This window comes from Streptomyces sp. AK08-02 (genome assembly GCF_033795085.1).
Taxonomy (GTDB): Bacteria; Actinomycetota; Actinomycetes; order Streptomycetales; family Streptomycetaceae; genus Streptomyces; species Streptomyces echiniscabiei.
Window position 1 is genome coordinate 1 of the sequence record NZ_JARAZV010000014.1, and the last position, 26,178, is coordinate 26,178.

A 26,178-nucleotide genomic window follows, 5' to 3' on the forward strand; every position below is an offset into this window, starting at 1 on the left:
ACTCACCCAAGAGACTCTCTCAGGCTTTCCTCCGGGCAGTTTCCCTTCGGTCTTGCGTTTCCGACTCTATCAGACCGTTTCCGTATCCGATTTCCTCGGCGCTTTCCAGGTTTTCGCTTTCGCGTTTCCCTTTCCGGCGACTCCGACTTTATCAGAAGTTTTCGGCCGGACTGACCGGCTGCTCATTTCTGAGATTCATCGGGATGTGGCCCTCAAGAATCCAAGTTCTCGAGAAACCAGTAGATTTTCACCGCCGCCACCGAACCTGTCCGGCTCTAGGCAACTGCTCTAATCTACCTCCCCACTACCTCCGCGTCAACGGCTCTTGTGGGGCGAAGAGGAGACTAGCAGCCCGGCAGCCGTGTTCGCACATCAGGCAGCCGCAGGGACAACGGCACTGCGCTCGGCCGCTTCCAGGTCACCCGTCTCGCCGGCGCGGGCCGCTCGACCGCCGAGAACATATACGTAGGCGAGGAAGGCCAGTTCGGCGACGACGCCGATCGTGATGCGGGCCCAGGTGGGCAGGCCGGACGGGGTGACGAAGCCTTCTATGGCGCCCGAGACGAAGAGGACCAGGGCCAGGCCTATCGCCATGCCCAGGGCTGCTCGTCCTTCCTCCGCCAGTGCCGTGCGGCGGGAACGCGGACCCGGGTCTATGACTGTCCAGCCGAGGCGCAGGCCCGTACCAGCCGCCACGAAGACCGCGGTCAGTTCCAGGAGGCCGTGCGGCAGGATCAGGCCGAGGAAGGTGTCGAGCCGGCCCGCCGAGGACATCAGACCGAGGCCGACACCCACGTTGAGCATGTTCTGGAAGAGGATCCAGATGACCGGGAGACAGAGGAAGACTCCCAGGACCAGGCACATCGCGGCGGCCTGGGCGTTGTTCGTCCACACCTGGGCGGCGAAGGAAGCGGCGGGGTGGCTGGAGTAGTACGTCTCGTACTCGCCGCCGGGGCGGGTGAGGGCGCTCAGGTCGTCGGGGGCCGCTATGGAGGACTGCACTTCGGGGTGCGTTCCTATCCACCAGCCCAGGAGGACCGCCACCGCCGTGGAGATGAGCGCGGTGGGCACCCACCAATGGCGTGATCGGTAGACCGCCGCGGGGAAGCCGTGCGTGAGGAAGCGGGTGACGTCACGCCAGGACGCCCGGCGGGTTCCTGTCACGGCGCTACGCGCGCGTGCCACGAGTTGGCTGAGCCGGCCGGTGAGCTGGGGGTCCGGCGCGCTCGACTGGATGAGCGAGAGATGGGTGGCAGTGCGCTGGTAGAGGGCCACGAGTTCGTCCACCTCGGCTCCGGTGAGGCGGCGCTGGCGGCGCAGCAGTGCGTCCAACCGGTCCCACTCGGCGCGGTGGGCGGAGACGAAGACGTCGAGGTCCATCGTTTTGCCTGCTCCTCGGCTGTTCGTCGACTGCACGTCGTCGGTGTCGGCTTGTCGTACTGCGGCGCGATACGCCTTCAGCTTGGCAGACTGGCGGTTCCATGGGCAGGTCAGGGGAAGGACGGCAGGCGTGAGTGAGCTGGTTACGGGTGAGGCGGTGGCGCTGGAGTTGCGCCCCGCGAAACTGCCCAGCAGGGCGCTTGCCGTGTTGCTGGACCTTGTTGTGGTCGGGCTGGTCTACACCGTCGTGACCGTAGTTCTGGTCATATCCACGGCCTCGCTGGACGAGGCGGCGCAGGTCGCTGTCTCCATCGCCGCGTTTCTTCTGGTTCTGGTGGGTGCGCCGATCGCGGTGGAGACGCTCAGCCATGGCCGTTCGCTCGGCAAGATGGCATGTGGTCTACGGGTGGTGCGGGACGACGGGGGGCCGATCCGGTTTCGGCACGCTCTGGTGCGGGGTGCGGTCGGTGTGGTCGAGATTCTGATGACGTTCGGGGTCGTGGCCTGTATCGCCTCGCTCGTCTCGGCGCGGGGCCGGCGGCTCGGTGATGTCGTCGCGGGCACGCTCGTCGTACGGGAGCGAGTGCCCGTCGGCCGGGCCGCTTTCGTTCCTCCGCCACCGCCCTGGTTGTCCGGTCGGTTCGCGGAGCTCGATCTGTCGGCCGTGCCCGACGGCTTGTGGCTGGCCGTACGTCAGTATCTGACGCGTATCCGGCAACTGGATCCGCAGGTGGGCTGGGCCATGGCCGAGCGGCTCGCGTCCGACGTGGCGGCGCGTACGGGGACTCCGGCGCCGCCGGATGTTCCACCTGCGGCCTATCTCGCGGCCGTGCTGCAGGAGCGGCAGGTACGAGAGGCTCGGCGGGCGTTCGGGAGCGCACCGGTGAGCGGCGGCCCGGGGGCGCCTCAGTTGTTTCGGGCTCCGGTGCCGCAGTCGCCGGCTTGGGGTATCCATCCTGCGGCCGCCGAAGCCGCCGCCCCCGTGCCGGTCGCCGAGGCCGCGCCGCAGGACCGGGGCGAGACCAGTGATCGCCGTTCCTCCGGCGGGTTCGCGCCGCCCGCCTAGTCGGCGAACGTGGACGGCGGGGACTCCAGGTGTTCCAGCTCGATGCCCGGTGCGGCCAGGACCACGTCGCCGGCGATGTGCACGGCGTGCCGTTCCCCCGTGTCCAGGGCTGTGACCTGGTATTCGTCCACTGTCAGGGGGTCGTTGTCAGTGGCGTGTGCTTCTCTTTTCACCAAGGCCCAGGACTGGTCCACGGTGCGGGGGGCGAGGACCGGGTCCGTGAGGGCGACGAGGCGTACGCGGGTTGCGGCGGCGGAGGGGGTGAGGCGCAGGAGACGGGCGGTGGCGACCAGGAATGCGGGGGATGTACCGGTGAAGGCATGGGCGGGGACGTTGCCTTCGGTGGCGTGCATGCCGGTGGGATCGGTGCGGACCCAGGTGACACCGTCGAGTGCGGCACCACGGACCTGCCAGCTCGCCGCGTGGAGTTCGAGGCGGATCGGACGGCCCAGGTCGTCGAGGGTGAGGTCGACGGAGCCGCTGTGGTCGCCCGAGGGTGTGGTCAGTTGGGAGACATAGCGCCAGCCGGAGGGGCCGGGGGCGCAGTGGAAGTGTTCTTCTGCGAGAGGGGTGTGATCGTGCGGATCGTGAAGCGAATAACGGCCGCGGGGCATGAGGGTCCTGAGATTTTCGGACTGTCGCTGGAGACTTCGGGTCTCTGAGCCTCGGCAAGGGGCAGGCCCCCGGCACGGGGGTGCGGGGGCCTGCCTCGGAGGTCCTGCTGGTGGTGAGCGCGTCAGTGCGCTGACGTGCTCACCACTGGCTGGGCGCCGGCTCAGTAGCGGTAGTGGTCCGGCTTGTACGGGCCCTCGACCTCGACCCCGATGTACGAGGCCTGCTCCGGGCGGAGCGTCGTCAGCTTCACGCCGAGTGCGTCGAGGTGGAGACGGGCGACCTTCTCGTCGAGGTGCTTGGGGAGCACGTAGACGTCGGTCGGGTACTCGTCGGGCTTGGTGAACAGCTCGATCTGGGCCAGGGTCTGGTCCGCGAAGGAGTTGGACATCACGAACGACGGGTGACCGGTGGCGTTGCCCAGGTTGAGCAGGCGGCCCTCCGACAGCACGATGAGGACCTTGCCGTCGGGGAACTTCCAGGTGTGAACCTGCGGCTTGACCTCGTCCTTGACGATGCCCGGGATCTTGGCCAGGCCGGCCATGTCGATCTCGTTGTCGAAGTGGCCGATGTTGCCGACGATCGCCTGGTGCTTCATCTTGGCCATGTCCGAGGCCATGATGATGTCCTTGTTGCCGGTCGTGGTGATGAAGATGTCGGCCTTGTCGACGACCTCGTCGAGGGTCGCGACCTGGTAGCCGTCCATCGCCGCCTGGAGCGCGCAGATCGGGTCGATCTCGGTGACGATGACACGGGCGCCCTGTCCGCGCAGGGACTCCGCACAACCCTTGCCCACGTCGCCGTAGCCGAAGACGACCGCGGTCTTGCCGCCGATGAGGACGTCGGTGGCGCGGTTGATGCCGTCGATCAGGGAGTGGCGGCAGCCGTACTTGTTGTCGAACTTCGACTTGGTGACGGCGTCGTTGACGTTGATCGCCGGGAACAGGAGGGCGCCGTCACGCTGCATCTCGTACAGCCGGTGGACACCGGTCGTGGTCTCCTCCGTCACACCGCGGATCTCCGAGGCGACCTGAGTCCACTTCTGCGAACCCTCGGTGATCGTGCGGTCGAGGAGTTCGAGGACGACGCGGTGCTCGTCGGACTCGGCGGTGTCGGCCGAGGGGACCTTGCCGGCCTTCTCGTACTCGACGCCCTTGTGGACGAGCATGGTGGCGTCGCCGCCGTCGTCGAGGATCATGTTCGGGCCGCCGGTGGGGGTGTTCGGCCAGGTCAGGGCCTGCTCCGTGCACCACCAGTACTCTTCCAGGGTCTCGCCCTTCCAGGCGAAGACCGGGATGCCCTGCGGGTTCTCGGGCGTTCCGTTCGGGCCTACCGCGATGGCGGCGGCCGCGTGGTCCTGGGTGGAGAAGATGTTGCAGGACACCCAGCGGACCTCGGCGCCCAGGGCGACCAGGGTCTCGATCAGGACAGCGGTCTGCACGGTCATGTGCAGCGAGCCCATGATGCGGGCGCCGGCCAGCGGCTGGGTGGCGGCGAACTCACGGCGGATCGACATCAGGCCGGGCATCTCGTGCTCGGCGAGGGTGATCTCCTTGCGGCCGAACTCGGCCAGGGAGAGATCGGCGACCTTGAAGTCCTGTCGGTTGTCGACAGTCGTCATTACGGGCTGCTCCTCAGAGATGGGGTGAGGTGGGTACGGCTGTACTGCGCGGCGGCGGACACAGAGGTGCCCGAAGAGGGCACAGGCATGCCCGAGTACGCGCAGCGCAGTCCGTCGGAGGCCCTCTCTCCCTCGGTCGGTCCGCGGTGGGACCGCCCGACCGCCATCAGCAGCGACGTCTGGCTCCGTCCCAAGCTACACCTGTCGGCCCGGCCGTCCCCAGTCCGCCCGCGAACACATCAGGACATATCCGCACCGAGCGGAGGGGAACTCAGTGGGCGGCGGGCTGGGCCGGGCCGCCCGGGGTGGCCTCGCGGTCGGGACCCTTGGCGGCGTCCTTGTCGCTGTAGATGTCCGGTTCCAGGTAGATGACACGGGCGATCGGGACGGCGGCGCGGATACGGGACTCGGCGGCGTTGATCGCGGTGGCCACCTCGGCGGCGGTGTCGTCGTGCTGGACGGCGATCTTGGCGGCGACCAGAAGCTCCTCGGGGCCGAGGTGGAGCGTGCGCATGTGGATGATGCCGGTGACGGTGTCGCCGTCGACGATCGCCTTCTCGATCCGGACGACCGTTTCCGGGCCCGCGGCCTCGCCCAGCAGCAGGGACTTGGTCTCCACGGCCAGCACCAGGGCGATCAGGATGAGCAGGATGCCGATGCAGAGGGTGCCGATGCCGTCCCAGACGCCGTCGCCGGTGGCGAGGGCGAGGCCGACGCCGCCGAGGGCCAGGACCAGGCCGACGAGCGCGCCGAGGTCCTCCAGGAGGACGACGGGCAGTTCGGGGGCCTTGGCGTGGCGGACGAAGTCCTTCCAGGACTCGTTGCCGCGCAGCGGGTTGGACTCCTTGATGGCCGTGCGGAAGGAGAAGCCCTCGGCGATGATCGCGAAGACGAGGACGCCCACGGGCCAGTACCAGTGCTCGATCTCGTGCGGGTGCTTGATCTTCTCGTAGCCCTCGTAGATCGCGAACATGCCGCCGACCGAGAAGAGCACGATGGAGACGAGGAAGGCGTAGATGTAGCGCTCGCGGCCGTAACCGAAGGGGTGTTGGGGGGTCGCCTCGCGCTGGGACTTCTTACCGCCGAGGAGGAGCAGTCCCTGGTTTCCGGAGTCGGCGAGCGAGTGCACGGACTCGGCGAGCATTGACGACGAACCGCTGAAGAGGAACGCCACGAACTTCGCTGCCGCGATCGCGAGGTTGGCGCCGAGTGCCGCCACGATCGCCTTGGTGCCGCCTGACGCGCTCATGTGTTCGCGTTGTCCCTTCGTACGTTCGCTGTCCCGGGCTTTGCCCGCCCTTTGCCGGTGGGTCATTGTCGCAGCCCTCTTCGACAACAACCCGCCGGGCTGCCACACGGGCCCCGGCAACCAGTGCCCGGAATGCGCTCGGGCAGTCTCCGGTCGCCGGGGCTTCGGCTGGTGTCAGACGACGACTGTCGCCCGGAACACCGTCCCGGAGCCGGAGACCTCGGCCTTTTCGTTCGCCGGTACGAAGACGGACTGGCCGGGGGCGAGTTCGATGTCTCCGGTACGGACGGAGCCTGCGGTGCAGAGCAGGATCTGCGGGGTCGGGAGGGTGAGGTCGCGGGCGGGCGCGCTCTGCGGGAGGACGTGGCGGGAGAGGCGGAACTCGTCGATGGGCGTCTCGTAGACCTCCTCGCCGTCGGCGGAGGCCTCCGGGCGCAGTACGCCGGGGCCGCTCGCCTCGAAGCGGACGACGCGCAGGAGTTCGGGGACGTCGACGTGCTTGGGGGTCAGACCGCAGCGCAGGACGTTGTCGGAGTTGGCCATGATCTCGACGCCGAGGCCGTTGAGGTAGGCGTGCGGGATGCCCGCGCCGAGGAACAGGGCCTCGCCCGGCTGGAGTCGGACGTGGTTGAGGAGCATGGCGGCGATGACGCCGGGGTCGCCGGGGTAGTGCTGGGCGATGTCCGCGTAGGGGGCGTAGTCGCCGCCGAGGCGGGCGCAGGCGGTCGCGGCCTCGGTGACCGTGCGGGCCATGTCCTCGCGGTCGGCGCTGAGTACGGCCGTCAGGACCTCGCGCAGCGCCGCCTCCTCGGGGTGGGCACGCAGCAGGTCGACGTACGGCTTGAGGGAGTCGACCTCCAGGCCTGCCAGGAGGTCGGCGGTCTGCGAGGGGTCGCGGAAGCCGCACAGGCCGTCGAACTCTGTGAGGGCGCAGATCAGTTCGGGCTTGTGGTTGGCGTCCTTGTAGTTGCGGTGTCCGGCGTCGACCGGAATCCCGCGGGTTTCCTCGTCCTCGTAACCCTCCTTCGCCTGGGCGAGGTTGGGGTGCACCTGGAGGGAGAGGGGGGCTCCGGCCGCGAGGATCTTGAGGAGAAAGGGGAGGCGGGGGCCGAACTTGGCGACGGCCGCCGCGCCGAGTTCGCCCTGCGGGTCCGCGTCGATGACCTCGACGAGCGTGCCGCGTCCGGTGCGCGAGGGGGCGCCGGGGTGGGCGCCCATCCACATCTCCGCCTGGGGTTCACCGGTCGGCTCGATGCCGAGGAGTTCCGCGATGGCGGTGGTGGAACCCCAGGCATAGGGGCGGATGGTGTTGTCGAGGCGGTCCATACCGGTCTTTCTGCGTGCAGATGGAGAAGTGGGTGAGGATCAGGGTCAGGTGCCGGCGGTCAGTGCGAGGTACACCGCCGCGAAGTCCGTGGTGGCGATCAGTTCCGCCAGGGTCTCCAGTTCGGCGCCTTCCTCCGGTTCGAGCTCGCTGATCGCCGTGTCGTGGCCGATGGCGAGTTCGCGGGCGGCGGGGGCGGCACTGAGGCCGCCGGTGGGGCGATCGCGGAGCAGGACCACGCGCGCGTGCAGGGCGGGTGCCTCGTCCACGCGGTCGCGGAAGAAGTCGTCGGGGTCGGCGCCGGCGGCGAGCCGACTCGCGAGCAGGGCGCCGTGCGCGGCGAGCGCCTCGGGGAGTTCGGCGGCGAGCGCGGGGCGGCCGGCGAGTTCGGCGAGGGCTGCGGCGAACCGGCGGCCCACGGGCCCGGCCGACGTCCCCTCCGTCCAGATCACCGGGAGCCTGTCCGTCAGTTCGACGGCGAGCGTCTTGGCCGGATTGCTGTACGTCGCGACGGTCGGGCCGCATCGTTCGGCGATGTGGTCGAGGCGGTCGGCGACCTTCTCCAGCGCGTCCGGCGGGGCGCTGAGCAGGCCGGTGCGGTCGAGGAGGGCCAGCAGCGGGGTGAGCAGCGCCCACAGGACGCCGGATGCGGACGCGGCGGGCGGCTGGTCCGCCTCCCGATGGTCGTAGGGGGCGGTTGCCATCCGTACGAACAGGCCGTGGGCCGCGCCCTGCACCGTCTCGGTGAGCGGGGTGCCGTCGGGGGCGACGGCGACGACCGTACAGCCGCGGCGGTACGCCTGCTCGGCGAGCAGGGACAGGCCCGGTTCGGTGCCGTCGGGGGTCGCGATCAGGAGCAGGTCCACGGAGCCGGCCCAGCCCGGCAGCTCCCAGCGCAGGGCGCCTGCCGCGGGGGCGACGCCGGTGGGGGCCAGACGGGTGACGGGGCTGGCCGCGCCGGCGAGGGTGCCGAGGAGGTCGGCGACGCAGGTCGCGGCGGCGCCGGGGCCCGCGATCAGGACGGCGCGGGGGCGGCCGTCCGGTTTCAGGTTGTTGATGCCCGCCTCTGCCGCGTGGCGGGCGGCGGTGCGGACGCGGGCGCCCGCTTCGGCCGCACCGCGCAGGAGGCCGCGGCGGTCTGCGTCCGCCAACGCCTCGGGGGCGTCGAGCAGCGATTCGTCGAGCATGGGTGGCACCTCCGATCGCCGGGGCGGGCTTACGCGGGGCGGCGGGCCTCGTCGACGAGCAGTACGGGGATTCCGTCCCGGACGGGGTACGCCAGACCGCAGTCCTGACCGGTGCAGATCAGCTCGGCGTCCTGCTCCTTGAGGGGAGCGTGGCAGGCCGGGCAGGCGAGGATCTCCAGGAGGCCGGCTTCGAGCGGCATGTGGTGTCCCTTCGGGGGTGCGCTGATGTGGCCTGGTCAGGGTACCGCCGTGGGGGGCGGGGTGTCGGGGGTGGACGGGGGTGGGTGGGGTGGGGTTGTCTCGCCCCCGCCGCCCCTACCCGTCCCATCCCGAACCTGGGGGCTGCGCCCCCAGGCCCCCCTTCGCACCGAAAGCGCTCGTCCTCAAACGCCGGACGGGCTGAAGGGTGCCGGTCAGCCTCGGATGACGGCCAGGACCTCGTCCCGGATCTTTGTCATCGTCGCCTCGTCTCGGGCCTCCGCGTTCAGGCGGAGCAGGGGTTCCGTGTTGGACGGGCGGACGTTGAACCACCAGTCCGCCGCGGTGACCGTCAGGCCGTCCAACTCGTCGATTGCGATGCCTTCCTGGCCCTCGTACGCCGCCCTGATCGCGGCCAGGCGGCCTGTCTGGTCGGCCACCGTGGAGTTGATCTCGCCGGAGCCGGCGTACCGGTCGTACTGGGCGACGAGGGCCGACAGGGGGCCGTCCTGGCCACCGAGCGCGGCGAGGACGTGCAGGGCGGCCAGCATGCCCGTGTCGGCGTTCCAGAAGTCCTTGAAGTAGTAGTGCGCGGAGTGCTCGCCGCCGAAGATCGCGCCCGTGCGTGCCATCTCCGCCTTGATGAAGGAGTGGCCCACGCGCGTGCGTACCGGTGTGCCGCCCTGTTCGCGGACGACCTCCGGGACCGACCAGGACGTGATCAGGTTGTGGATCACCGTGCCGGAACCGCCGTTGCGGGCGAGTTCACGGGAGGCCACCAGGGCCGTGATCGCCGACGGCGAGACCGGGTCGCCGTGTTCGTCGACCACGAAACAGCGGTCCGCGTCGCCGTCGAAGGCGATGCCCAGGTCGGCGTTCTCCTCGCGGGCACGCTTCTGGAGGTCCACGAGGTTGGCCGGGTCGAGCGGGTTGGCCTCGTGGTTCGGGAAGGTGCCGTCCAGCTCGAAGTACATGGGGACGAGGGTGATGGGCAGGCCGGCGAAGACCGTCGGGACCGTGTGCCCGCCCATGCCGTTGCCCGCGTCGACGACGACCTTCAAGGGGCGGACGGAGGTCAGGTCGACGAGCGAGCGGAGGTGCGCCGCGTAGTCCTCCAACGTGTCCCGCTGTGTGATCGTTCCCGGGGTCACGGGCCGCGGTTCCGGTGTGCCCGAGTCCAGCCAGGATTCGACCAGTTCACGGATGTCGGTGAGGCCCGTGTCCTGGCCGACCGGTGCGGCGCCCGCCCGGCACATCTTGATGCCGTTGTACTGGGCCGGGTTGTGCGAGGCGGTGAACATGGCGCCGGGCAGATCGAAGGCGCCCGACGCGTAGTAGAGCTGGTCCGTGGAGCACAGGCCGATCTCGGTCACGTCGACGCCGCGTGCCGCCGCTCCGCGCGCGAAGGCCCGCGACAGGCCGGGCGACGAGGGCCGCATGTCGTGCCCGATCACGATCGCGTCCGCCCCGGTCACCTGGACGAAAGCGGCGCCGAGCAGTTCCGCCAGCGGCTCGTCCCACTGGTCCGGGACCACACCGCGTACGTCGTACGCCTTCACGAGCTGCGACAGATCTGCGGTCACGGCCACCCCATCTTGAAGTCCCATCGGTCGCCCCAAACTACCCGCCCGCACTGACATCCCCGCTGTACGGCGCTTCTCCCGTACGCCCGGGTGCACGCCCGTGCCGCGAAGGCCGTCCGGGCCGGGAGGTGCCGGCCGCCGGCCCCGGGGACGGCCGTCGAGGCGCCCGTGCGCGTCAAGGCGGCTTTGGCGTCGGCGAGTTGCGGGAGACCGTGGCGGGAAACCGTGGCCGGAGGCGGGGAATCGGGCACTCGCGATGTCCGGCAGCCGACCGACCGGGCAGGTGTCTCGGGGCGGTGTCACAGCCGACCCGCCCGCGCCACTCTCCTTGCGGATGGGCTCAGTTGTCCGGTGAGCGCAGGACTCTCAGGTGTCCGCGGCGAGCGACCTCGCGCGGGTCCGCGGTGCGTGCCCTGCCACCGGCGTCGGCCGCCCGCTCCGGCGGACGGGCCGCTTCACGGACCGCGTTGGCAAGCGCTTCCAGATCGTCCCCACTGGGGCGCGCGGGAGCGGAGGCGTCGAGAAGTCGGACGACCTCCCAGCCGCGTGGCGCGGTGAGGCGTGCGGAGTGCTCGGCGCACAGGTCGTAGCAGTGGGGTTCGGCATAGGTCGCGAGGGGGCCGAGGACCGCGGTCGAGTCGGCGTAGACGTACGTCAGCGTCGCGACGGCCGGACGGCCGCAAGCGGTGCGCGAACAGCGACGTACAGGGCTCACGACGTTGGACGGTACCGCACTCTTGAGCGGGCCGCGACGACTCCCCAGCAGGCCACTCTCCCGTGTCGTGGTGTGAAACCGCCCACACGGGTCTTCCGGGACAACTCGTTGACCTGGGGCGACATCGGGTAACGAGATACCGAACAGCCCTGATATCGATCCTTAGTTGGTAAAAACCATGCCAATTGCCCCGATTTCCCCCGCCTGCGGACGTGCGAAATCGAGCCCAACCTTGGCTTGAATGATCATCCTGTGTCAGTCCGGCGGCGGGCGGTTGGCCTCGGGTGATGCCGATCGGCGACGCCGACCCACGCAGCGTGCCCGGCACCCGTGCGGCGGTCGCGGGGACTACGCTTCGTCAGTGATGGACAACCCCGTACCGCCCCGAGCCGCAGGCCCCGGGCCTCGCCGCCGTGATCGCCACGGCCGTGGCATGCGCGGCCCCGTGGCGCCGCCGCAGGTTCCGCTCTCCGCGAGCCGTGCCGAGGCGTTCGCGGATCTGGTGCAGGACTCCGTGGAGCGGCTGGAGCGCCGGTGGCCGCAGCTCTCGGACTTCGACTTCCTGGTCCTCGAAGTGCCCCAGCTCGAAGGACCGCCCGAGGCCTGGGCCGAGGAGGCAGTCCCCCTGGGGGGCACGATTCCCGCCCGTGAGGGGCACCCCGCGCGCGTGGTGATCTATCGCCGCCCGGTCGAGATCCGGACCAAGGGCCGCGACGAACGCGCGGCCCTGGTCCACGAGGTCGTGGTCGAGCAGGTCGCCGAACTGCTCGGACTCACCCCGGACACCGTGGACCCGCGGTACGGCGAGGAATGACAGAGCCGATCGCCCCTCCCCGGGGCGATCGCTTCCGTTCGTCCATCACGTTCTCCCGTCGGTCACTTCTGCAGAACCGACAGATCCTGCTCCGCGTCCGGTACCGCCACCGTGCCCCGGTCGTCCGGCAGCGTCTGGATGGTGAACGCCGGGATGCCCTCCGCCGGGGCCGCGAGGGTCCGGGAGGCGTAGACGTCTCCCCCAGAGACCCGTTCGACCGTCAGCGCGTACGTACCCTTCAGGCCGGCCGGGACGGGGAGTTCGACGTCCTGGGTGGTGCCGCCCTTGATCGTGTACGTCTTTGTCGCCGCTGTACCGCCCTCGCTGCCCGCGGACGCCGTGACCTTGACCTCGGCGGCGCCCCCGGGGGCGGTCAGGGAGAGCGTGGTGCCCTTGGCGGTGTTGCCGACGACCGTCGCACGCGCGGAGACCGGGCCCGTGGCCGGGATGAAAGCGGTCTCCTGCTTGGCACCCTTGCCGCGTACGACCTCCAGGGCGGCGACGAACGGCACCGACGTGCCGGTCGGGGTGAGAACCAGGGAGCCCGCCTCCCCGCGCGTGAGGTCACCGAGGTCGACTGCGGCCGTCATGCCCGCCTTGATGTGCATCGTCTCGTTGCCGACCGGGGTGATCAGGCCGGTCGGGGAAGCGAGGCGGACCTTCAGGTCGGCGTCGCTGTCGCTGGGCGTGAAGGCGATCAGGCGTACGGCGGTGGCGTCCTTGGGGATGCCCGGCAGGACCAGGCTGCCCGCCGGCTCGGTCGACGCGCTCAGCCAGTCGCCGCCGGTCTTGGCGTCCAGGGCCTGGACGGCGGCGCCGACCCGGCCGCTGCGGACGCTCACGTGCACCGTGAGGTCGGGCTGCGGTCCGTCGGTGAGCGTGGACAGCAGGATCGGCTCGCTGCCGTGCGGCGGAACCGTGATGCCCTCGCCCACCTCGGACTTGAGGCTGCCGTCCTTGCCGTACAGCTCGATGTCGACGACCGCGGCGGAGTCGTCCGGATTGGTCAGGTGCACGTAGTCCGTGCGGCCTGCGGCGGTGCTGGCGCCCGGGAACCAGAACTCGGTGTCCGGGACGGTGCAGTTGACGCCCAGCAGACCGCGTCCGGTGCCCGCGGCGACCTCGGTGGTCTCCTGCACGGTCCAGCCCGGCGCGAACTTCCCCTCGGCGGTGCCGACGAGCGCGGGCGAGTCACCGCCCGAGGTGTCCCCGGTGGCGGGCTTGCCGGGCTCCTTGGGGGTGAGGACGGGCTTGACCGTCTTCGCCTTGCCCTTCCCCTTCGCTCCGGGCGCCGACTGCGCGGTGGCCGCGGCCAGTTCGGCCTTGCCGCCGCTCCCGGTGCCCTTCGTGACGGGAGTGAAGGACGTGTAGGTCGTCTCCGCGAGGTCGGACGTGCTGGGAGCCGGGCAGAGCAGGCTCGTGCGCTCCACGGGGAGCTGGGCGGCTGCTTTCGCCGTGCCCGCGTCGGCCGCGTCCGGCGTGTGGACCGAGGCGAACCCGGTGACGGCGACGAGCACGGTCGTGCCGGCGATCAGGGAGATGGTGGTGCGGTTCACTGCTGGCTCCCGTCGGGGCGCTCACCCTGTGGGTGGGGCTGCTGTGGCTGCGCCGGGTCGTACGCGGGGTCGTAACCCTGGGTGTACGTCTGGTCGTACGCCGTCGTCTCCGGCGAACCGCCGTACGCGTACGGGTCGTACTGGCCGTTCTGGTACGGATCCCCCTGGTACGCCGGGTCGTAGGTGCCCGGCGGGTACTGCTGGGCGTTCTGGTACTGGTCGGCGCTGTAGCCGTCGTACTGCGCGCCCGGGTAGGCCGCGGTGTTCCATTCGTCGCCGTACGGCTGTTGTTGCGGAATCCCGGCCGGGGCCTCCTCCGGAGGCGGAGGGGAGCTGGTGTCGGCGGGGAACCCGGCCTGTTCGTCGGTCTGTTCGGCCTGGTCGGCGTCCGCCTGGGCGCGCAGGCGGCGGGCTCGGCGGCCGTCGCCTGTGGCTGTCTGGGCGGGGATCTCGATCTCTTCCTCGGGCAGGTCGTCGTCGACGTCCCGGCGTCGGCCCGGCAGGGCCATGACGACGAGGACGACGGCGAGCGCGCCCTGGGTCCACAGCCAGGCGGTGTGGCCGATCGGGGTGTCGAAGGTGACGTCCAGCTTCCCTCCGGAGGAGGGAAGCTCGAAGCCCTGGGCCCAGCCGTCGAGGGTGGTGGGGGTGAGTGGTTCGCCGTCCAGCGTGGCCGTCCAGGCCTCGTCGACGGAGTCGGCGAGGCGCAGGACACGGCTGCCGGAGCCGGCCGGGATCGTGGTGTGGATGTCGACGGGGCCCGCGGCGACGGGCTGGGCGGCGCCGGAGCCGGACGCCGGGACGATGGCGGCGCGGGAGACCTCCTGGTCGACGCGCCACAGCGCGCCGCCGTCCTGCTGGCTGAGCCTGCTCAGGCCGGGTGTGGCGTCCAGGACGCGGCTGATCTGGCGTGGGGCTCCCCGGTGGACGAGGACGTAGCGCACGGCGAAGCCGCCGAGTTCGTCGGCCTGGTCGGCGCCTGAGCCGGCGACGAGGTTGGCGACGACCTTGTCCAGCAACGCGTTCTCGCCGCTCTGGGCGGCGAGTTCGCCGTCGCCGAGGCGGGCACCGGAGCCGCGGACGAGGGTGTAGCCGACACGGGCGGTGGAGTCGCTGGCCAGGACCAGGGTGCGGGCCTGGTCGCGGGTGCCGCTCTCCTCGGCGACGAACGCGGGCACCTGGACCGGGTCGCGCCGTTCCAGTGGCCCGTCGGCACCGCGGATCATCCAGCCGGCGGCCAGGAGCAGCGGGCCCGCCGCGGCGGCGAACGCGATCAGGGCGGCGACCGGCTGACGCCAGCCGAAGCTCTGCTCGGCCACGCGCGAGCGTGCCCCGTCGGCACCGAGCGCGGCGGCGGCCAGCAGGGCGAGGCCGTAGACGAGGGTGGCGGGTCCGGCCCACGTCGAAGCGTTCGAGAGGACCGCGAAGACTAGCGCCACCAGGGCCACCGTCCAGGCGGTCCAGATGCCGAACTGGCGCTCGGTGCGCAGCAGGGCGGCCAGTGCGGCCAGCACGATGCCGATGAGCATCAGCCCGCTGACCGTGCCGGGGCCGCCCGGGCTGGCGCTGAGGAGGTCGAGGGCGCCGGCGGCGCCGGACCCGTACTCCAGGCCGGCTTCCTGGAAGAAGCCGAACGGGAGCAGGGACAGCGACCAGGGGGCGAGGACCAGCAGGGGCACACCGAACTGGGCCAGGAAGCGCAGCCCGTAGGCGGTGATCTCGCCTCGCCGTACGACGAGGAGCGCGAGGCCGAGCAGCAGGGCGATGGGCCACACGATCGGTGTGAAGGCGGTGGTGACCGTCAGGAGCAGCGTGTACGCCCAGGTGGCGCGCCAGCTGCCGCGCGCTCCCGACGCATGCGTGAGGCCGCTTGCCGCGACGCCCGCGCGGGCCATCAGGGGCAGCAGGACGGCGAGTACGGCGGTGCCGATCCGGCCGCCGGCGAGGGCGCCGGTGGCGGCGGGCAGGAAGGCGTAGACGACGGCCGCCCACGCGCGCAGGAGCCGTGATTCGACGAGCGGACGGGAGGCGAAGTACGCGGTGAAGCCGGCCAGCGGCACCGAGGCGATCAGCAGGACGGTGACCGCGAGGCCCGCCGAGCCGAACAAGGTGGAGGCGAGCATCGCGACGAGCGCCAGATAGGGGGGTGCAGACGAGGTGTCGCCCACGCCCACCGGATGCCAGGCGTCCAGATAGCGCGCCCACAGGTCGGCGGAGTCTGCCGGGGCGGGCAGCAGGGCGCCACCCGCGAGGGCACCGCCGCCGAGCAGTTCGCGGCAGGCGACGAGCGAGACGAGCAGGAGTACGAGGAAGAGCACCGGCCCGGGCTTGCGGGCGATGCGCTTGAGGCGGACGAACTGCTCGACCTCGAGGAAGTCGGCGTCGTCGCCGCCGGGCCCGGACTCCACGGCGTTGCCGTGCCGGCCGGCGCCGGAGGTGACTTCGGGGTCGGAGCGGCCGAGGAGGTCGCCCGCGACCTGTTCGATGGTGGCCCGCACGGTCGCGCCGGGCGGCGGGAACAGGGCTCGCAGCTCGCCCTTGTCGATCTGGGAAACACCTCGTCGGCGGCGTCCGGCGATGATCCGCTCGGGCCGCAGCAGAGTGCCCAGGAGGCCGCGGATCTCGTCGACGGCCTGTCCGGGGGCCTTGCCGACGAGGTACGCCACCATGCGCACCATCGTGCCGAGGATCACCCGCAGCAGCACCCAGGGCAGCTGCGCCGTACGGCTGTTGACGAGCAGGGTGTAGACGGCGCCGGCCTTGTCGACCTTGTGCGGGGACGCGGAGGTACGGCCCACGCAGTCGACGGTGCGGCGCTCGCGGGAGGACGCCTCGGCATGCCGTACGACCGCCTCGGGGGCGACGAGGACGCGGTGGCCGGCGGTGGTGGCGCGCCAGCACAGGTCGACGTCGTCGCGCATCAGGGGCAGCCGGCGGTCGAAGCCGCCGAGTTCGTCGAAGATGTCGCGCCGTACGAGCATGCCCGCGGTGGACACGGAGAGCACCGGGCGGACGTGGTCGTGCTGGCCCTGGTCCTGCTCGCGGCGGTCCAGGCCGGTCCAGCGGCGGCCGGAGTCGGCGATGGTCACACCGACTTCGAGGAGTTGTCTGCGGTCGTACCAGCCGCGCAGTTTGGGGCCGACGACCGCGATGTCGTCGCGGCCCAGTTCGTGCTCGCTCTCCACGACCCGCAGCAGTTGGGCCAGCGCGTCCGGGTCGGGGGCGCAGTCGTCGTGGAGCAGCCAGAGCCACTGCACCGGTTCCCCGTGGGGAAGCTCCGGCATGTCGTACGCGTCGTCGCGCCAGCTGCGGGTGACGGGGTCCCAGCCGCTGGGGCGCTTGAGGTACGTCAGCTCGTCCGGGGTGAGGACGGGCGCGGTGCGGTTGGCCTCCTCGACCGCCTGGCCGAAGCCGGTGCGGCGGGCGAGGTGCAGGACGCGGTCGGCGCCGAGGGCGTCGGTGACCAGTCGGGCGGAGTGGTCCGCGCTACCGGTGTCGGCCGCCATGACGTTCTGCACCGGGCGCTCCTGCCCGAGCAGCCCGGCGAGCACCTCGGGCAGCCAGCGGGCGCCGTCGTGGGAGACGAGTACCGCGGTCACCACGTGACGCGGGAACTCGGGCGTGGTGGCAGTGCCGTAGTCGGCTGCCGTGTGGCTGTGCGCGGACATCGAGGTACGGGCCCCGGTTCGGTGGACTGCGGTGGACGCCTGTGCCCTGTGTGAGCGGCGGGGCGTCTCGGACGAGCAGCCACACTATCGGCTGGGCAGCACGGCGGCCCGCCGCCTGTGGACAACCACCCGCGACGGGCCGTTCGCTGTGTTGCGTCGTGCGTTGCGTGCGTGTCGCTTACGTGGAACCCGGTGCCGTACGTCTCAGACGGCGGCCTTCTTCAGCCGACGGCGTTCGCGCTCGGACAGGCCGCCCCAGATACCGAAGCGTTCGTCGTTCGCGAGGGCGTACTCAAGGCACTCGGAGCGGACCTCGCAGGCGAGGCAGACCTTCTTGGCCTCGCGGGTCGAGCCGCCCTTCTCGGGGAAGAAGGACTCGGGGTCGGTCTGGGCGCACAGTGCGCGCTCCTGCCAGCCGAGTTCCTCGTCCGCGTCGTCGACCAGCAGTTGCTGCACCGTCTCGGTCATGTGCGCCCCTCGTCTGTCTTTCGCGTCCCCGTGAGGTTGCCGTCAACCGATATCGGCCGAACGACACGAGTGAAATTACAAGTGTGCTGCTCCGGGCGAGTCAAGCTGAGATCTGCTATTGGGCCCCTTATTCACTCTGCGGAACCAAGGCCATGCGGAAAGTGTTCAAATCGGCATAAACCTTGACAGGGCAGAAGAGGCCCCTGGAGGGCGACTACCCCCGCGCGCAGCTTGTACAGGGGATGACGCCCAGAAGTTCGATCTCGTTCCGACATACGCGCCGAAGCGAACCGGATCACATCGGACCGCCTGCGGGTCGCCTGCGGATCACTGGGTCGCGGTGGGGTCCGTACGCCCGGTTGTGCGCCATGTGTCCCCGGGGGCAGACGCACAAACCTTTCACCTTCGAGATGGACCGGATGTGGTGAAACTCGTCCCACATACCGGGTGTCGAGTTGACAGTGCAGGTGTGAACCGGTGTCCTTGTGGGCATGCTCGCGAACCCGGCACTCACCTCGACCCGCCTTGCGCGGTCCCTCGGTGCTGCTCGCTGTAGCTGTTGTCGCTGTTCCAGCTGTTGAGCCCAACGCGCTCCGGCTGCCTCTGAGTCCACCGCGACTCGGCTGCTGCTCCCTCGAAGCCCACATCAGGGCGATGCCTTTCCCGCCCGCGACCCGGGCGGACGGTACGCGACACCCAGCCAACCCCCACACTTCTCCCGCCGAGGACCTCCGCACTCCATGAACAGCGACAGCGACCTCCAGATCGCCGGCGACATCCTCGAAGTACCGCACCTTCTCCAGGCCCCGCGCGAGCACCCGGCCACCGTCGCCGACTTCGTCGGTCTGGCCCGCGCCATCGCCGGGGACCGCTCGCAGTGGGAGCACCTCGTCCAGTACGACGCGACGTCGCGCTGGTACCACCGGCTGCGCACCGGCCCGGGATACGAGGTGTGGCTGCTGTCGTGGGTTCCCGGGCAGGGCAGCGGGCCGCACGACCACGGCGGTTCGTCGGGCGTCCTGACCGTCCTGGACGGGGAGCTGACCGAGCGGACGGAGCGCGGCACGCGCGCGTTGCGGGCAGGTGCGCAGAGGGCGTTCGCGCCCGGTTACGTGCACGAGGTGGTCAACGACACCCTTGAACCGGCCGTGAGCCTGCACGTCTACTTCCCGGGCCTGACGGAGATGCCGATGCACGCGGCGCGCTGCGCGCCGGCGGCGGCCGTGACCGGCTGAGGGCGGGCCCCCGTCCACGGCTCGACGACCGGTCGACGCGTTGTCGTACCCGCCTGCAAGACTTGGCGGCATGCGCATTGTGGTTCTGGCAGGCGGCATCGGCGGTGCCCGGTTCCTGCGCGGTCTTCAGCGGGCCGTGCCTGACGCCGACATCACCGTCATCGGCAACACCGGGGACGACATTCACCTCTTCGGGCTGAAGGTCTGCCCCGACCTCGACACGGTGATGTACACCCTCGGCGGCGGCATCAACGAGGAGCAGGGCTGGGGGCGGACCGACGAGACCTTCCATCTGAAGGAGGAGCTCGCGGCGTACGGCGTCGGGCCGGAGTGGTTCGGTCTCGGCGACCGGGACTTCGCCACGCACATCGTGCGGACGCAGATGCTCGGCGCGGGTTATCCGCTGAGCGCCGTCACCGAGGCGCTGTGCGACCGGTGGAAGCCAGGGGTGCGGCTCATCCCGATGTCCGACGACCGCGTGGAGACGCATGTCGCCGTCGAGGTGGACGGCGAGCGCAAGGCCGTCCACTTCCAGGAGTACTGGGTGCGGCTGCGGGCCTCCGTTCCGGCCGAGGCCATCGTGCCGGTCGGCGCGGAGCAGGCGAAGCCGGCGCCGGGGGTCCTGGAGTCGATCGCCGACGCCGATGTGATCCTCTTCCCGCCGTCCAACCCGGTCGTGTCCGTCGGCACGATCCTGGCCGTGCCCGGGATCCGCGAGGCGATCGCCGAGGCCGGGGTGCCCGTGGTGGGCCTCTCCCCCATCGTCGGGGACGCGCCCGTGCGCGGGATGGCCGACAAGGTGCTCGCGGCGGTGGGCGTGGAGTCCACGGCGGCGGCCGTCGCCGAGCACTACGGCTCCGGGCTGCTGGACGGCTGGCTCGTCGACACGGTCGACGCGGGCGCGGTGGCGCGGGTGGAGTCGGCGGGCATCCGCTGCCGTGCCGTGCCGCTGATGATGACGGACGTGGACGCGTCGGCGCAGATGGCGCGCGAGGCGCTGGCACTGGCGGAGGAGGTGCGGGGCGCGTGAACGGCGAGTTTTCCGGTGCGGGTGGCGGGGGCGGTCCGGTCGGGGGCGCCTCTGAGGGGGCAGTCGGCGGCGAGGGCGGGCGGGTCCCGGGCGCCTCTGACGGCGGAGTCCAGGGCGGTGGCGGTTCGGTTCCGGGCGCCCCTGGCGACGGAGTCCGAGGGGAGGGCGGTCGGGTTCCGGGCGCCCCTGGCGACGGAGTCCAGGGCGAGGGTGGGCGGGTCCCAGGCGTCCCTGACGACAGAGTCCAAGGGAAGGGCGGTCGGGGTCCGGGCGCCTCTGACGGTGGTGTTGGTTCGGGGGGCGGGTATCGGGTCTGGGCCGTGGGTGGGCTGCCCGAGGTACAGCGCGGGGACGATCTCTCGAAGCTCATCGCCGCCGCTGAGCCCGGGCTGCTCGACGGGGACGTGCTGCTCGTCACGTCGAAGATCGTGTCCAAGGCCGAGGGACGCGTCGTCATGGCGGCGGACCGGGAGGCCGCCATCGACGCCGAGACCGTGCGGGTCGTCGCCCGCCGCGGAGCCCTGCGCATCGTGGAGAACCGGCAGGGGCTGGTGATGGCCGCGGCCGGCGTCGACGCCTCCAACACGCCCTCAGGGACAGTGCTGTTGCTGCCCGAGGATCCCGACGCGTCCGCGCGTGCGGTCCGGGACGGTCTGAGGGACGCGCTGGGCGTCAACATCGGCGTCGTCGTGACCGACACCTTCGGGCGACCGTGGCGCGCGGGGCTCACGGACGTGGCGATCGGCGCCGCGGGCGTACGTGTGCTCGACGATCTGCGCGGGGGCACGGACGCCTACGGCAACCCGCTCTCCGCGACGGTCGTGGCGACCGCCGATGAGCTGGCCGCCGCCGGGGATCTCGTCAAGGGCAAGGCCTCGGGGCTGCCCGTCGCCGTCGTGCGCGGACTGCCGCATGTGGTGGTCGAGGGCGATGACCCCGACGGGTCGGGGGCGCGGGACCTGGTGCGCGACGCCCGCGACGACATGTTCCGGCTCGGTACGTCGGAGGCCGTACGGGAGGCCGTGACCCAGCGGCGTACGGTACGGGCCTTCACGGACGAGCCCGTCGACCCCGGTGCGGTACGGCGCGCGGTCGCCGCAGCGGTGACCGCTCCCGCTCCGCATCACACGACGCCCTGGCGCTTCGTACTGCTGGAGTCCGAGCGGTCGCGGACCGAGCTGCTCGACGCGATGCGGGACGCCTGGATCGCGGATCTGCGGCGGGACGGGAAGAGCGAGGCGTCCGTCGAGAAGCGGGTGCGGCGTGGGGATGTGCTGCGGGGGGCGCCCTGTCTGGTGGTGCCCTGTCTGGTGATGGACGGGTCGCACACGTACGGCGACGCCCGGCGGGACGCTGCCGAACGGGAGATGTTCGTGGTGGCTACCGGGGCCGGGGTGCAGAACTTCCTCGTCGCGCTGGCCGGGGAGCGGCTCGGGTCGGCGTGGGTGTCGTCGACGATGTTCTGCCGGGATGTCGTGCGGGAGGTACTGGCGCTGCCCGCGGGGTGGGATCCGATGGGGGCGGTCGCGGTCGGGCATCCGGCGGAGGCGCCGCGGGCTCGGGTGGATCGGGATGCGGGGGCGTTTATTGAGGTTCGGTGAGCTGACTCCGTAGGGGTTCTGTCCTATTCAGTTCAGAGGGTTCGCTTTGTTTGCTTCTCGGCCTTCCCAGCCTTCCCTGCCCACTCGTACGACTGTGCGGGGTGGGCATGTCGCCGTGCCCGGTGGGGTGCCGAGGCAGGCTGACGCGCCGGGGCGGACGCGGACCTGGGTGCCCGGGGTGGCGCTCGACCTCGGGCTGGTGCTGGGGCCGTTGCGGCGGGGGCCGGGCGATCCCACGTTCCGGGCGGCGCCGGACGGGTCGGTGTGGCGGGCCTGCCGTACGCCCGCCGGGCCCGGGACCTTGCGGGTCGCACTGCGGGACGGGGTGGTCCGGGGGGAGGCGTGGGGGCCCGGGGCCGAGTGGCTGCTGGAACAGTTGCCCGAGTTGCTGGGGGCGGCCGACGACCCCGAGGCGTTCGCGCCTCGGCACCGGATTGTCGCGCTCGCACGGCATCGGCGCCCCGGGTTGCGGCTGACGCGGACCGGCCTGGTCATGGAGTCGCTGATTCCGTCCGTACTGGAGCAGAAGGTCACGACCGACGAGGCGTATCGGGCTTGGCGGTTGCTCGTACGGAAGTTCGGGGAGCCGGCTCCTGGGCCTGTAGGTCCAGAGGTTCCCCAAGGGTTGTTCGTTGTGCCCGCGGCTCGGGACTGGGCGCTGATTCCGTCCTGGGAGTGGCATCGGGCAGGGGTCGACAACAAGCGGGCGTCGACGATTCTGCGGGCGGTTCGGGTCGCGGCGCGGCTGGAGGAGGCTGTGGCGCTGGATCCGGAGCGGGCGCGGGCTCGGTTGGAGCTGGTTGTGGGGGTGGGGCCGTGGACCTCGGCGGAGGTGGTGCAGCGGAGTCATGGGGCGGCGGACGCGGTGACTGTGGGGGATCTGCATCTGCCGGGGATCGTCGGGTTCGCGCTGGCGGGGGATCGGGACGCGGATGACGAGGTGATGTTGTCGTTGCTGGAGCCGTATGCGGGGCAGCGGCATCGGGCGGCTCGGTTGATTCTGCTGAGTGGGCGTACGCCGGGGAGGCGGGCGCCGCGTATGCGCAAGGGGGATATCGGGCGGCTTTGAGGCGGCGGGGCGGTTTCTCGCCCCCGCCGCCCCTACCCGTCCCATCCTCGACCTGGGGGCTGCGCCCCCAGACCCCCCAACGGCCCTGAACGGGCCTCGTCCTCAAACGCCGGACGGGCTGAGTGTGCGGGCCGGGGTTGGAAGGGGGGCCGGCCCCTGCGTTGGCTACTGGTCCGACGAGAAGCGGAGCGCCCCCGCTGGGATTCTGGCGTCGCACCAGACCCGTACGCCCTCCCTCAGTTCGTTGTCGGCGCCGATGATGGCGCCGTCGCCGATCACCGTGCCGGTGAGGACCGAGCGTTCGCCGACGCGGGCCCTCGTACCGATCAGGGAGTCGGTGATGACCGCGCCCGGTTCGACCACCGCGCCCGCCAGGATCGTGCTGCCCGAGACGCGTGCCCCCTCCGCCACGAACGCGCCCTCGCCCACCACCGTGCCGCCGGTCAGCTTGGCGTCGCGGGCCACCCGGGCCGAGGGGAGGATCAGCCGGTCGCCGCAGCGGCCGGGCACCGCGGGGGACGGGGCCCGGCCCAGGACGAGGTCCGCCGAGCCGCGGACGAAGGCCGCCGGGGTGCCGAGGTCCAGCCAGTACGTCGAGTCGACCAGGCCCTGGAGGTGTGCGCCGATGGAGAGGAGTTCAGGGAACGTTTCTCTTTCCACCGAGACCGGGCGGCCCGCCGGGATCGTGTCGATGACCGAGCGGCGGAAGACGTACGCCCCCGCGTTGATCTGGTCGGTGACGATCTCCTCGGGGGTCTGGGGTTTCTCGAGGAACGCCGTCACCCGGCCGGTTTCGTCGGTGGGGACGAGGCCGTAGGCCCTGGGGTCCGTCACCCGGGTGAGGTGGAGCGAGACGTCCGCCGACGTCGACTCGTGGGTGCGTACCAGTGCCCTGATGTCCAGGCCGGTGAGGATGTCGCCGTTGAAGACGAGGACCGGGTCGTCGGGAGCGGAGTGCAGACGCGAGGCCACGTTGCGGATCGCGCCGCCCGTGCCGAGGGGTTCGTCCTCGGTGACGTACTCCAGATGGAGGCCGAGCGACGAGCCGTCACCGAAGTGCGGTTCGAAGACCTCAGCCAGGTAGGAGGTCGCCAGGACGATGTGCTCCACCCCCGCCGCTCTCGCTCTCGCCAACTGGTGCGTGAGGAAGGGGACACCGGCGGCCGGGACCATCGGCTTCGGGGTGTGCACGGTGAGCGGACGCAGTCGGCTGCCCTTGCCGCCGACCAGGAGGATCGCTTCTGTCACCTGTCGTCTCTGCTTCCTGCCGGGACCGACCGAACGTCGTTCGGCCGGCCAGTGTATGCAGACCGTTTGTATGCAGAACCGAACTCCGGTGGCCCGCTGAAGGTGCTCAGCGCCCCTGGTACGCGGCCGCCGACTTGCGCGCCGAGCCGAGCCTCCCGTAGAGCAGTCGGCCCGGACACTCGGTGGCGAAGCCGTCCCGGTGGCCGGAGATCACGTTCAGTCGTACGTTCTTTCCCTTTGGGTACAGATTCCCACCACCTGACGTCAGGTATGTCTTTCCGTTCGGATTGCCCCCGAACAGACCGAGCTTCCAGGCGGTGAGCCGGGCGATCGCACCCACTGCCCGCTTGGACGGCTTGGAGTCGACGAAAGTTCCGAGGACGGCGATTCCCATGCTGTTGGTGTTGAAGCCGAGCGTGTGCGCGCCCATCACCGGCTTCGCCACACCGCCGGCCCGCCCCTCGTAGATGTTTCCGCACCGGTCGACGAGGAAGTTGTAGCCGATGTCCCGCCAGCCGCTGCTTTCCACGTGGTAGCGGTAGATGCTGCGGATGAGGGAGGGGACTTCCGAGCACCAGTACTTGTTGCCCGAGGCCGTGTGGTGCACGAAGGCCGCCTTCACCGTCTTCGTGTAGACGAAGCCGCTTTCACGCAGGCCCTCGTCCGCACCCCAGCCGCGCCGGGTCACGATCCGCGGGCGCGGGCCGATGTACGGCGTCACCTGTCGCTCTTCCGGCCGGGCCTCCTGTCCCCGCAGGGTCAGCGCCTCCTCTTCGGTCCGCTGCCTGTCCAGTGCCGGGATCTCGGTCGCGCCCAGAGGGGCGAGGTCCCCGTTGGCCGCGGCCGACTCAGCGGCCGACCGCGCGGACGCGGTGGCGTACTCGGTCTCCGTCGTTCCCCTCGATCCCGTCTGCCCTTCCTGCCCTTCCTGTCCCGGCTGTCCTGTCTGTCCCGTCGGTTCCGTGGTGCGGGCGGGCTGTCCTGCGGGGTCGGCGGGCGCCATGCCTGGGTCCACCAGTTCGAGGCGCATACCTGCGGGAAGGGGGGAACGAGTCTCCGAGGCGCGGCCCTCGCCGTCCGCCCGTACGCGCACCTCGACGCCGTCCGAGTCGCCCACCCACAGCGGGGCCGTGGAGCCACGGACCCGGCCCGAGACGCGTTCGGCGGTGTCGGGGTCGGCCGAGTGCTCGTGGTTGTGGGTCTCGACGTCCTGCCAGCCGGACCAGTGACCGCCGGCGGCCTCCCGGGTGCGGACCTGGACCTTGCCGTACAGCTCGGTGTCCGGGTTGTCCCAGATGACACCGACCAGCGAGAAGTGCCGTACGTCCGGACGGTACAGGCCCTGTTCGGCGGCCGGGCCGAGCGTACGGTCACCGGGGCGGGGGGCGAGCGGGAGCGACTGGGTGCTGCCGGGGACGGCCGGCGCAGCGGCGGCCACAGGGACTGCGGGGGCCTCTGTCGCCGGTCGCGTCTCGGCGGGTCTCGCCGAGGCCGAAGCCGGGGTTGCGGGCAGGGTCAGCGGAAGCGCCAGGGCTGTTGCACATACGACGCCGATGGAAGAAGAAAGGTATCCACGCATGCCCCTGATCCTGGACATAGTCATACATACCTGTCCAACGATGAACTGACGGACAGTCCGGCGCGTTCACCCGAACCGGTGGCTCCGCAGGGCTGCCCCGGCCCACGGCCGCGCGCGCTCCTGCGTACTCTTGCGCGGGTGAACGCCACCGACCGCACCCCTGCCCACCTGCTGCGTTCCGCGCTCGCCGCGGACCCCGCGCGCCCCCTGGTGACCTTCTACGACGACGCCACGGGTGAACGTGTCGAATTGTCCGTGGCCACCTTCGCCAATTGGGTGGCCAAGACCGCGAATCTCCTCCAGGGCGAGTTGTCCGCCGAACCCGGTGACCGGGTCGCGCTGCTGCTGCCCGCGCACTGGCAGACGGCGGTGTGGCTGCTGGCGTGTTCGTCGGTGGGTGTCGTCGCCGACCTGGCGGGCGAGCCCGGCGCCGCCGACATCGTCGTCAGCGGGCCGGACACGCTGGACGCGGCGCGCGCGTGTTCCGGCGAGCGGATCGCGCTCGCGCTGCGGCCGTTGGGCGGGCGGTTCCCACAGGCTCCGGCCGGTTTCGCCGACTACGCGGTGGAGGTGCCGGGGCAGGGCGACCGGTTCGCGCCGTACGCGCCCGTCGACCCGGAGGCGCCCGCACTGATCGTGGCCGGGGCGCAGCTCACGGGTGCGGAGGTCGTCGAACGGGCGCGGGCGGACGCGGTCGAGTTGGGGCTCACGGGGCCCGGGTCGCGGTTGCTGTCGGGCCTGGGCTACGACACGTGGGACGGAGTCAGCGCGGGGTTGTACTCGCCTCTCGCGACCGGGGGGTCCGTGGTGCTGTGCAGGCATCTTGAGCGGGCGGACGAGGGCGTGGTGGCCAAGCGGGTGGAGGACGAGCGCGTCACGGCTACGCGCCGCGGATAGACGGATAGACGGACAGACCAAATAGGCAGATAGGTGAACAGGGGGCGCTCACCCCGGCCGCGGGCCGGTGACCTCACC

Annotated in this window: 21 protein-coding genes; 7 read left to right on the top strand and 14 right to left on the bottom strand. The window is 71.1% G+C overall.

Annotated elements, in window-relative coordinates; all coding sequences use genetic code 11:
- Positions 1–372: 372 nt before the first annotated feature.
- Entirely contained in the window at positions 373–1,380 is a 1,008-nt protein-coding gene (locus tag PV734_RS28010; RefSeq protein ID WP_319096865.1) for a stage II sporulation protein M, read from the bottom strand.
- A 130-nt stretch (positions 1,381–1,510) separates the two neighbouring features.
- Between PV734_RS28010 and PV734_RS28015 the strand changes: the two genes are divergently transcribed.
- Positions 1,511–2,446: an RDD family protein gene (locus tag PV734_RS28015; RefSeq protein WP_319292555.1), complete on the top strand. Its 936-nt coding sequence runs from the start codon at positions 1,511–1,513 to the stop codon at positions 2,444–2,446.
- Here PV734_RS28015 and PV734_RS28020 read toward each other — a convergent pair.
- The 8 genes from PV734_RS28020 to PV734_RS28055 all read right to left on the bottom strand — a co-directional run bounded on the left by PV734_RS28020 (position 2,443) and on the right by PV734_RS28055 (position 10,983).
- Complete coding sequence (locus tag PV734_RS28020) at positions 2,443–3,060, bottom strand: hypothetical protein (RefSeq protein ID WP_319292556.1); 618 nt, start codon at positions 3,058–3,060, stop codon at positions 2,443–2,445. The genes PV734_RS28015 and PV734_RS28020 overlap by 4 nt on opposite strands.
- A gap of 161 nt (positions 3,061–3,221) precedes the next feature.
- A complete protein-coding gene (ahcY, locus tag PV734_RS28025; RefSeq protein WP_319096861.1) occupies positions 3,222–4,679 on the bottom strand; it encodes an adenosylhomocysteinase in 1,458 nt (485 codons plus the stop codon).
- A 271-nt stretch (positions 4,680–4,950) separates the two neighbouring features.
- A complete protein-coding gene (locus PV734_RS28030) occupies positions 4,951–5,928 on the bottom strand; it encodes a cation diffusion facilitator family transporter (protein ID WP_319096860.1) in 978 nt (325 codons plus the stop codon).
- A gap of 174 nt (positions 5,929–6,102) precedes the next feature.
- Positions 6,103–7,254 carry a mannose-6-phosphate isomerase, class I gene (gene manA / locus PV734_RS28035; protein WP_319096859.1) on the bottom strand — a complete coding sequence of 384 codons (1,152 nt, stop codon included), beginning with the start codon at positions 7,252–7,254 and terminating at the stop codon, positions 6,103–6,105.
- Positions 7,255–7,299: 45 nt separating this feature from the next.
- Positions 7,300–8,439 carry an SIS domain-containing protein gene (locus PV734_RS28040; RefSeq protein ID WP_319096858.1) on the bottom strand — a complete coding sequence of 380 codons (1,140 nt, stop codon included), beginning with the start codon at positions 8,437–8,439 and terminating at the stop codon, positions 7,300–7,302.
- A gap of 29 nt (positions 8,440–8,468) precedes the next feature.
- On the bottom strand, positions 8,469–8,639 hold the full coding sequence (locus tag PV734_RS28045) for a Trm112 family protein (RefSeq protein ID WP_020940431.1): 171 nt from the start codon (positions 8,637–8,639) through the stop codon (positions 8,469–8,471).
- A gap of 213 nt (positions 8,640–8,852) precedes the next feature.
- Positions 8,853–10,220: a phosphomannomutase/phosphoglucomutase gene (locus PV734_RS28050; protein WP_319292557.1), complete on the bottom strand. Its 1,368-nt coding sequence runs from the start codon at positions 10,218–10,220 to the stop codon at positions 8,853–8,855.
- Positions 10,221–10,560: 340 nt separating this feature from the next.
- Complete coding sequence (locus tag PV734_RS28055; RefSeq protein ID WP_319096889.1) at positions 10,561–10,983, bottom strand: DUF3499 domain-containing protein; 423 nt, start codon at positions 10,981–10,983, stop codon at positions 10,561–10,563.
- Positions 10,984–11,299: 316 nt separating this feature from the next.
- On the opposite strand from PV734_RS28055, the gene PV734_RS28060 reads away from it, so the two are divergent.
- Positions 11,300–11,749 carry a metallopeptidase family protein gene (locus PV734_RS28060; protein WP_319292691.1) on the top strand — a complete coding sequence of 150 codons (450 nt, stop codon included), beginning with the start codon at positions 11,300–11,302 and terminating at the stop codon, positions 11,747–11,749.
- Between the two features lie 62 nt (positions 11,750–11,811).
- Here the strand turns inward: PV734_RS28060 and PV734_RS28065 are convergent, their stop codons facing one another.
- The 3 genes from PV734_RS28065 to PV734_RS28075 form a co-directional block, all read right to left on the bottom strand.
- Complete coding sequence (locus PV734_RS28065; RefSeq protein ID WP_319292558.1) at positions 11,812–13,305, bottom strand: DUF5719 family protein; 1,494 nt, start codon at positions 13,303–13,305, stop codon at positions 11,812–11,814.
- Positions 13,302–16,973 carry a glycosyltransferase family 2 protein gene (locus PV734_RS28070; protein ID WP_319292559.1) on the bottom strand — a complete coding sequence of 1,224 codons (3,672 nt, stop codon included), beginning with the start codon at positions 16,971–16,973 and terminating at the stop codon, positions 13,302–13,304. Before PV734_RS28070 ends, PV734_RS28065 begins: the two co-directional genes overlap by 4 nt.
- A 204-nt stretch (positions 16,974–17,177) precedes the next feature.
- Positions 17,178–17,441, bottom strand: coding sequence for a WhiB family transcriptional regulator (locus PV734_RS28075; protein ID WP_010034659.1), 264 nt, complete (start codon positions 17,439–17,441; stop codon positions 17,178–17,180).
- Between the two features lie 740 nt (positions 17,442–18,181).
- Between PV734_RS28075 and PV734_RS28080 the strand changes: the two genes are divergently transcribed.
- The 4 genes from PV734_RS28080 to PV734_RS28095 all read left to right on the top strand — a co-directional run bounded on the left by PV734_RS28080 (position 18,182) and on the right by PV734_RS28095 (position 22,376).
- Positions 18,182–18,676 carry a cysteine dioxygenase family protein gene (locus PV734_RS28080; protein ID WP_319096854.1) on the top strand — a complete coding sequence of 165 codons (495 nt, stop codon included), beginning with the start codon at positions 18,182–18,184 and terminating at the stop codon, positions 18,674–18,676.
- 70 nt (positions 18,677–18,746) lie between these two features.
- Positions 18,747–19,706 carry a 2-phospho-L-lactate transferase gene (gene cofD / locus PV734_RS28085; protein ID WP_319096852.1) on the top strand — a complete coding sequence of 320 codons (960 nt, stop codon included), beginning with the start codon at positions 18,747–18,749 and terminating at the stop codon, positions 19,704–19,706.
- Positions 19,707–20,026: 320 nt separating this feature from the next.
- A complete protein-coding gene (locus PV734_RS28090) occupies positions 20,027–21,307 on the top strand; it encodes a coenzyme F420-0:L-glutamate ligase (RefSeq protein WP_415924275.1) in 1,281 nt (426 codons plus the stop codon).
- A 94-nt stretch (positions 21,308–21,401) separates the two neighbouring features.
- Entirely contained in the window at positions 21,402–22,376 is a 975-nt protein-coding gene (locus PV734_RS28095) for a DNA-3-methyladenine glycosylase 2 family protein (RefSeq protein WP_319292560.1), read from the top strand.
- A gap of 165 nt (positions 22,377–22,541) precedes the next feature.
- On the opposite strand, the gene PV734_RS28100 is transcribed toward PV734_RS28095, so the two are convergent.
- Together PV734_RS28100 and PV734_RS28105 are read right to left on the bottom strand one after the other, a co-directional pair.
- A complete protein-coding gene (locus PV734_RS28100; protein WP_319096849.1) occupies positions 22,542–23,624 on the bottom strand; it encodes an NDP-sugar synthase in 1,083 nt (360 codons plus the stop codon).
- Between the two features lie 106 nt (positions 23,625–23,730).
- Positions 23,731–25,221, bottom strand: coding sequence for a peptidoglycan recognition protein (locus PV734_RS28105; protein WP_319292561.1), 1,491 nt, complete (start codon positions 25,219–25,221; stop codon positions 23,731–23,733).
- Positions 25,222–25,341: 120 nt separating this feature from the next.
- Here PV734_RS28105 and PV734_RS28110 point away from each other — a divergent pair, with 120 nt between their 5' ends.
- On the top strand, positions 25,342–26,100 hold the full coding sequence (locus tag PV734_RS28110) for a TIGR03089 family protein (protein WP_319096847.1): 759 nt from the start codon (positions 25,342–25,344) through the stop codon (positions 26,098–26,100).
- Positions 26,101–26,178 lie beyond the last annotated feature (78 nt).

Bases quoted from the DNA above. Each gene is read 5' to 3' on its own strand.
- PV734_RS28010 (WP_319096865.1), bottom strand. From the start codon at position 1,380: ATGGACCTCGACGTCTTCGTCTCCGCCCACCGCGCCGAGTGGGACCGG.
- PV734_RS28020 (WP_319292556.1), bottom strand. From the start codon at position 3,060: ATGCCCCGCGGCCGTTATTCGCTTCACGATCCGCACGATCACACCCCT.
- ahcY (WP_319096861.1), bottom strand. From the start codon at position 4,679: ATGACGACTGTCGACAACCGACAGGACTTCAAGGTCGCCGATCTCTCC.
- PV734_RS28030 (WP_319096860.1), bottom strand. From the start codon at position 5,928: ATGAGCGCGTCAGGCGGCACCAAGGCGATCGTGGCGGCACTCGGCGCC.
- manA (WP_319096859.1), bottom strand. From the start codon at position 7,254: ATGGACCGCCTCGACAACACCATCCGCCCCTATGCCTGGGGTTCCACC.
- PV734_RS28040 (WP_319096858.1), bottom strand. From the start codon at position 8,439: ATGCTCGACGAATCGCTGCTCGACGCCCCCGAGGCGTTGGCGGACGCA.
- PV734_RS28045 (WP_020940431.1), bottom strand. From the start codon at position 8,639: ATGCCGCTCGAAGCCGGCCTCCTGGAGATCCTCGCCTGCCCGGCCTGC.
- PV734_RS28060 (WP_319292691.1), top strand. From the start codon at position 11,300: ATGGACAACCCCGTACCGCCCCGAGCCGCAGGCCCCGGGCCTCGCCGC.
- PV734_RS28070 (WP_319292559.1), bottom strand. From the start codon at position 16,973: ATGTCCGCGCACAGCCACACGGCAGCCGACTACGGCACTGCCACCACG.
- PV734_RS28075 (WP_010034659.1), bottom strand. From the start codon at position 17,441: ATGACCGAGACGGTGCAGCAACTGCTGGTCGACGACGCGGACGAGGAA.
- PV734_RS28080 (WP_319096854.1), top strand. From the start codon at position 18,182: ATGAACAGCGACAGCGACCTCCAGATCGCCGGCGACATCCTCGAAGTA.
- cofD (WP_319096852.1), top strand. From the start codon at position 18,747: ATGCGCATTGTGGTTCTGGCAGGCGGCATCGGCGGTGCCCGGTTCCTG.
- PV734_RS28105 (WP_319292561.1), bottom strand. From the start codon at position 25,221: ATGTCCAGGATCAGGGGCATGCGTGGATACCTTTCTTCTTCCATCGGC.